This is a genomic window from Pseudomonas sp. 86_A, assembly GCF_017491705.1.
In the GTDB taxonomy this organism is placed as follows: domain Bacteria; phylum Pseudomonadota; class Gammaproteobacteria; order Pseudomonadales; family Pseudomonadaceae; genus Aquipseudomonas; species Aquipseudomonas koreensis.
Genome location: NZ_JAFGYS010000031.1, coordinates 1 through 5,795, shown reverse-complemented (window position 1 = coordinate 5,795; position 5,795 = coordinate 1). Strand labels below are relative to the sequence as shown.

Below are 5,795 nucleotides of genomic sequence, written 5' to 3'. Positions count from 1 at the left end.
CTCGTTGGAATGAATACACAGTGCAGTGTTTATTCTGTTATTTATGCCAAAAATAAAGGCCACTATCAGGCAGCTTTGTTGTTCTGTTTACCAAGTTCTCTGGCAATCATTGCCGTCGTTCGTATTGCCCATTTATCGACATATTTCCCATCTTCCATTACAGGAAACATTTCTTCAGGCTTAACCATGCATTCCGATTGCAGCTTGCATCCATTGCATCGCTTGAATTGTCCACACCATTGATTTTTATCAATAGTCGTAGTCATACGGATAGTCCTGGTATTGTTCCATCACATCCTGAGGATGCTCTTCGAACTCTTCAAATTCTTCTTCCATATATCACCTTAAATAGTGGATTGCGGTAGTAAAGATTGTGCCTGTCTTTTAACCACATCAGGCTCGGTGGTTCTCGTGTACCCCTACAGCGAGAAATCGGATAAACTATTACAACCCCTACAGTTTGATGAGTATAGAAATGGATCCACTCGTTATTCTCGGACGAGTGTTCAGTAATGAACCTCTGGAGAGAACCATGTATATGATCGTTATCTGGGTTGGACTTCTGCTTTTAAGCCCAGATAACTGGCCTGAATATGTTAATGAGAGAATCGGTATTCCTCATGTGTGGCATGTTTTCGTCTTTGCTCTTGCATTTTCGCTAGCAATTAATGTGCATCGATTATCAGCTATTGCCAGCGCCAGATATAAGCGATTTAAGCTAAGAAAACGCATTAAGATGCAAAACGATAAAGTGCGATCAGTAATTCAAAACCTTACAGAAGAGCAATCTATGGTTTTGTGCGCAGCCCTTAATGAAGGCAGGAAGTATGTGGTTACATCAAAACAATTCCCATACATTAGTGAGTTGATTGAGCTTGGTGTGTTGAACAAAACTTTTTCCCGATGGAATGGAAAGCATATATTATTCCCTATTGAGGATATTTACTGGACTGAATTAGTTGCCAGCTATGATCCATATAATATTGAGATAAAGCCAAGGCCAATATCTAAGTAACTAGATAAGAGGAATCGATTTTCCCTTAATTTTCTGGCGTCCACTGCATGTTATGCCGCGTTCGCCAGGCTTGCTGTACCATGTGCGCTGATTCTTGCGCTCAATACGTTGCAGGTTGCTTTCAATCTGTTTGTGGTATTCAGCCAGCACTGTAAGGTCTATCGGATTTAGTGCGCTTTCTACTCGTGATTTCGGTTTGCGATTCAGCGAGAGAATAGGGCGGTTAACTGGTTTTGCGCTTACCCCAACCAACAGGGGATTTGCTGCTTTCCATTGAGCCTGTTTCTCTGCGCGACGTTCGCGGCGGCGTGTTTGTGCATCCATCTGGATTCTCCTGTCAGTTAGCTTTGGTGGTGTGTGGCAGTTGTAGTCCTGAACGAAAACCCCCCGCGATTGGCACATTGGCAGCTAATCCGGAATCGCACTTACGGCCAATGCTTCGTTTCGTATCACACACCCCAAAGCCTTCTGCTTTGAATGCTGCCCTTCTTCAGGGCTTAATTTTTAAGAGCGTCACCTTCATGGTGGTCAGTGCGTCCTGCTGATGTGCTCAGTATCACCGCCAGTGGTATTTATGTCAACACCGCCAGAGATAATTTATCACCGCAGATGGTTATCTGTATGTTTTTTATATGAATTTATTTTTTGCAGGGGGGCATTGTTTGGTAGGTGAGAGATCTGAATTGCTATGTTTAGTGAGTTGTATCTATTTATTTTTCAATAAATACAATTGGTTATGTGTTTTGGGGGCGATCGTGAGGCAAAGAAAACCCGGCGCTGAGGCCGGGTTATTCTTGTTCTCTGGTCAAATTATATAGTTGGAAAACAAGGATGCATATATGAATGAACGATGCAGAGGCAATGCCGATGGCGATAGTGGGTATCATGTAGCCGCTTATGCTGGAAAGAAGCAATAACCCGCAGAAAAACAAAGCTCCAAGCTCAACAAAACTAAGGGCATAGACAATAACTACCGATGTCATATACCCATACTCTCTAATCTTGGCCAGTCGGCGCGTTCTGCTTCCGATTAGAAACGTCAAGGCAGCAATCAGGATTGCAATCATGGTTCCTGCATATGATGACAATGTCGCCCCAAGACCATCTCTATGAGCTGAAAAAGAAACACCAGGAATGTAGTGGCGGAAAAGGAGATAGCAAATGCTTACGATAACGTAAGGAATTATTACTATGTAAACACCAGGCATGATTCTGTTCCGCATAATTACTCCTGATAATTAATCCTTAACTTTGCCCACCTGCCTTTTAAAACATTCCAGTATATCACTTTTCATTCTTGCGTAGCAATATGCCATCTCTTCAGCTATCTCAGCATTGGTGACCTTGTTCAGAGGCGCTGAGAGATGGCCTTTTTCTGATAGATAATGTTCTGTTAAAATATCTCCGGCCTCATCTTTTGCCCGCAGGCTAATGTCTGAAAATTGAGGTGACGGGTTAAAAATAATATCCTTGGCAACCTTTTTTATATCCCTTTTAAATTTTGGCTTAATGACTATATCCAATGAGTCAAAAAGCTCCCCTTCAATATCTGTTGCCCCTAAGACCTTTAATATATCGCCAAATACAGGTAGCTTGGCTTCTACCTTCACCGTTGTTCGGCCGATGAAATGCATATGCATAACATCGTCTTTGGTGGTTCCCCTCATCAGTGGCTCTATCTGAACGCGCTCTCCACTGCTTAATGACATTCCTTTCCCGATTAAAAAATCTGTCAGATCGGATGTGGTCGGCCCGAAAACAGTTCTGGCAAAACCAATGGTGTCGCCTTCAACAAACAAAAAAGATGGGAATCCCAATGATTCGTCATCTGCGAGGCTGTTCTTAATATCTTCAACTGAAGCTTTAGAGCGATTTATCTTCTGAACCAGACTCTTGTCATTTGTTTTGGTAAAGAGAAAAGTTTTTCCATCGATTTTATGAATATACAAATAATTGGAGCCAACCTGCAGGTGATGATTATCAGCCAGCAGAGAATTAAGGAAAACAGACAGGTTTATTGAGCGCTTATCTTTCCCTTTATTTTTGCTGCGGTAAGTCGCATAAAAACCATTCTTCATAATTCAATCCATTTACTATGTTATGTTCTGAGGGGAGTGAAAATTCCCCTAATTCGATGAAGATTCTTGCTCAATTGTTATCAGCTATGCGCCGACCAGAACACCTTGCCGATCAGCCAAACGTCTCTTCAGGCCACTGACTAGCGATAACTTTCCCCACAACGGAACAACTCTCATTGCATGGGATCATTGGGTACTGTGGGTTTAGTGGTTGTAAAAACACCTGACCGCTATCCCTGATCAGTTTCTTGAAGGTAAACTCATCACCCCCAAGTCTGGCTATGCAGAAATCACCTGGCTCAACAGCCTGCTCAGGGTCAACGAGAATTAACATTCCGTCAGGAAAGCTTGGCTTGGAGCCTGTTGGTGCGGTCATGGAATTACCTTCAACCTCAAGCCAGAATGCAGAATCACTGGCTTTTTTGGTTGTGCTTACCCATCTCTCCGCATCACCTTTGGTAAAGGTTCTAAGCTTAGGTGAGAACATCCCTGCCTGAACATGAGAAAAAACAGGGTACTCATACTCACTTCTAAGTGACGGCTGCATACTAACCGCTTCATACATCTCGTAGATTTCTCTGGCGATTGAAGGGCTAAATTCTTCAACGCTAACTTTGAGAATTTTTGTAAGCAATGCGGCGTTATAAGCATTTAATGCATTGATGCCATTAAATAAAGCACCAACGCCTGACTGCCCCATCCCCATCTTGTCTGCGACAGATTCCTGGGATAAGCCAAGTTCATTTTTCTTTTTTTCATAAATTGCTTTAAGGCGACGTGCGTCCTCAAGCTGCTCTTGTGTTAATGGTTTCTTTTTTGTGCTCATACGTTAAATCTATCACCGCAAGGGATAAATATCTAACACCGTGCGTGTTGACTATTTTACCTCTGGCGGTGATAATGGTTGCATGTACTAAGGAGGTTGTATGGAACAACGCATAACCCTGAAAGATTATGCAATGCGCTTTGGGCAAACCAAGACAGCTAAAGATCTCGGCGTATATCAAAGCGCGATCAACAAGGCCATTCATGCAGGCCGAAAGATTTTTTTAACTATAAACGCTGATGGAAGCGTTTATGCGGAAGAGGTAAAGCCCTTCCCGAGTAACAAAAAAACAACAGCATAAATAACCCCGCTCTTACACATTCCAGCCCTGAAAAAGGGCATCAAATTAAACCACACCTATGGTGTATGCATTTATTTGCATACATTCAATCAATTGTTATCTAAGGAAATACTTACATATGGTTCGTGCAAACAAACGCAACGAGGCTCTACGAATCGAGAGTGCGTTGCTTAACAAAATCGCAATGCTTGGAACTGAGAAGACAGCGGAAGCTGTGGGCGTTGATAAGTCGCAGATCAGCAGGTGGAAGAGGGACTGGATTCCAAAGTTCTCAATGCTGCTTGCTGTTCTTGAATGGGGGGTCGTTGACGACGACATGGCTCGATTGGCGCGACAAGTTGCTGCGATTCTCACCAATAAAAAACGCCCGGCGGCAACCGAGCGTTCTGAACAAATCCAGATGGAGTTCTGAGGTCATTACTGGATCTATCAACAGGAGTCATTATGACAAATACAGCAAAAATACTCAACTTCGGCAGAGGTAACTTTGCCGGACAGGAGCGTAATGTGGCAGATCTCGATGATGGTTACGCCAGACTATCAAATATGCTGCTTGAGGCTTATTCGGGCGCAGATCTGACCAAGCGACAGTTTAAAGTGCTGCTTGCCATTCTGCGTAAAACCTATGGGTGGAATAAACCAATGGACAGAATCACCGATTCTCAACTTAGCGAGATTACAAAGTTACCTGTCAAACGGTGCAATGAAGCCAAGTTAGAACTCGTCAGAATGAATATTATCAAGCAGCAAGGCGGCATGTTTGGACCAAATAAAAACATCTCAGAATGGTGCATCCCTCAAAACGAGGGAAAATCCCCTAAAACGAGGGATAAAACATCCCTCAAATTGGGGGATTGCTATCCCTCAAAACAGGGGGACACAAAAGACACTATTACAAAAGAAAAAAGAAAAGATTATTCGTCAGAGAATTCTGGCGAATCCTCTGACCAGCCAGAAAACGACCTTTCTGTGGTGAAACCGGATGCTGCAATTCAGAGCGGCAGCAAGTGGGGGACAGCAGAAGACCTGACCGCCGCAGAGTGGATGTTTGACATGGTGAAGACTATCGCACCATCAGCCAGAAAACCGAATTTTGCTGGGTGGGCTAACGATATCCGCCTGATGCGTGAACGTGACGGACGTAACCACCGCGACATGTGTGTGCTGTTCCGCTGGGCATGCCAGGACAACTTCTGGTCCGGTAACGTGCTGAGCCCGGCCAAACTCCGCGATAAGTGGACCCAACTCGAAATCAACCGTAACAAGCAACAGGCAGGCGTGACAGCCAGCAAACCAAAACTCGACCTGACAAACACAGACTGGATTTACGGGGTGGATCTATGAAAAACATCGCCGCACAGATGGTTAACTTTGACCGTGAGCAGATGCGTCGGATCGCCAACAACATGCCGGAACAGTACGACGAAAAGCCGCAGGTACAGCAGGTAGCGCAGATCATCAACGGTGTGTTCAGCCAGTTACTGGCAACTTTCCCGGCGAGCCTGGCTAACCGTGACCAGAACGAAGTGAACGAAATCCGTCGCCAGTGGGTTCTGGCTTTTAGGGAAAACGGGA

10 protein-coding genes are annotated in these 5,795 nt (G+C 44.2%); 5 read left to right on the top strand and 5 right to left on the bottom strand.

From position 1 onward, the window contains the following. Nucleotides 1–65: 65 nt before the first annotated feature. Nucleotides 66–266 (bottom strand): antirestriction Ral family protein, encoded by a 201-nt coding sequence (locus tag J5M57_RS27700; protein WP_000213975.1) that lies wholly within the window; start codon nt 264–266, stop codon nt 66–68. A 266-nt stretch (nt 267–532) separates the two neighbouring features. Here J5M57_RS27700 and J5M57_RS27695 point away from each other — a divergent pair, with 266 nt between their 5' ends. Next, nucleotides 533–1,015, top strand: a complete 483-nt coding sequence (locus tag J5M57_RS27695; RefSeq protein ID WP_000281856.1) for a superinfection exclusion B family protein — start codon at nt 533–535, stop codon at nt 1,013–1,015. Here the strand turns inward: J5M57_RS27695 and J5M57_RS27690 are convergent, their stop codons facing one another. The 4 genes from J5M57_RS27690 to J5M57_RS27675 all read right to left on the bottom strand — a co-directional run bounded on the left by J5M57_RS27690 (nt 1,016) and on the right by J5M57_RS27675 (nt 3,919). Further along, complete coding sequence (locus tag J5M57_RS27690) at nt 1,016–1,339, bottom strand: antitermination protein N (protein WP_001564525.1); 324 nt, start codon at nt 1,337–1,339, stop codon at nt 1,016–1,018. It lies immediately after the preceding gene. A gap of 464 nt (nt 1,340–1,803) precedes the next feature. After that, entirely contained in the window at nt 1,804–2,238 is a 435-nt protein-coding gene (locus J5M57_RS27685) for a protein rexB (protein ID WP_001245922.1), read from the bottom strand. A 15-nt stretch (nt 2,239–2,253) separates the two neighbouring features. Continuing rightward, complete coding sequence (locus tag J5M57_RS27680; RefSeq protein ID WP_000788349.1) at nt 2,254–3,093, bottom strand: protein rexA; 840 nt, start codon at nt 3,091–3,093, stop codon at nt 2,254–2,256. A gap of 112 nt (nt 3,094–3,205) precedes the next feature. Beyond that, entirely contained in the window at nt 3,206–3,919 is a 714-nt protein-coding gene (locus J5M57_RS27675; protein ID WP_000104864.1) for a LexA family transcriptional regulator, read from the bottom strand. 100 nt (nt 3,920–4,019) lie between these two features. On the opposite strand from J5M57_RS27675, the gene J5M57_RS27670 reads away from it, so the two are divergent. The 4 genes from J5M57_RS27670 to J5M57_RS27655 form a co-directional block, all read left to right on the top strand. Further along, complete coding sequence (locus J5M57_RS27670) at nt 4,020–4,220, top strand: Cro/CI family transcriptional regulator (RefSeq protein ID WP_000437875.1); 201 nt, start codon at nt 4,020–4,022, stop codon at nt 4,218–4,220. A gap of 118 nt (nt 4,221–4,338) precedes the next feature. Beyond that, on the top strand, nt 4,339–4,632 hold the full coding sequence (locus J5M57_RS27665) for a lambda phage CII family protein (RefSeq protein WP_000251069.1): 294 nt from the start codon (nt 4,339–4,341) through the stop codon (nt 4,630–4,632). Between the two features lie 32 nt (nt 4,633–4,664). Continuing rightward, entirely contained in the window at nt 4,665–5,564 is a 900-nt protein-coding gene (locus J5M57_RS27660; RefSeq protein WP_000185505.1) for a replication protein, read from the top strand. After that, a partial coding sequence (locus tag J5M57_RS27655; RefSeq protein WP_243435660.1) for a replication protein P occupies nt 5,561–5,795 on the top strand: 235 nt, incomplete at its 3' end. The genes J5M57_RS27660 and J5M57_RS27655, both read left to right, overlap by 4 nt.

Bases quoted from the DNA above. Each gene is read 5' to 3' on its own strand.
- J5M57_RS27675 (WP_000104864.1), bottom strand. From the start codon at position 3,919: ATGAGCACAAAAAAGAAACCATTAACACAAGAGCAGCTTGAGGACGCA.
- J5M57_RS27670 (WP_000437875.1), top strand. From the start codon at position 4,020: ATGGAACAACGCATAACCCTGAAAGATTATGCAATGCGCTTTGGGCAA.
- J5M57_RS27660 (WP_000185505.1), top strand. From the start codon at position 4,665: ATGACAAATACAGCAAAAATACTCAACTTCGGCAGAGGTAACTTTGCC.
- J5M57_RS27690 (WP_001564525.1), bottom strand. From the start codon at position 1,339: ATGGATGCACAAACACGCCGCCGCGAACGTCGCGCAGAGAAACAGGCT.
- J5M57_RS27695 (WP_000281856.1), top strand. From the start codon at position 533: ATGTATATGATCGTTATCTGGGTTGGACTTCTGCTTTTAAGCCCAGAT.
- J5M57_RS27665 (WP_000251069.1), top strand. From the start codon at position 4,339: ATGGTTCGTGCAAACAAACGCAACGAGGCTCTACGAATCGAGAGTGCG.
- J5M57_RS27680 (WP_000788349.1), bottom strand. From the start codon at position 3,093: ATGAAGAATGGTTTTTATGCGACTTACCGCAGCAAAAATAAAGGGAAA.
- J5M57_RS27685 (WP_001245922.1), bottom strand. From the start codon at position 2,238: ATGCGGAACAGAATCATGCCTGGTGTTTACATAGTAATAATTCCTTAC.
- J5M57_RS27700 (WP_000213975.1), bottom strand. From the start codon at position 266: ATGACTACGACTATTGATAAAAATCAATGGTGTGGACAATTCAAGCGA.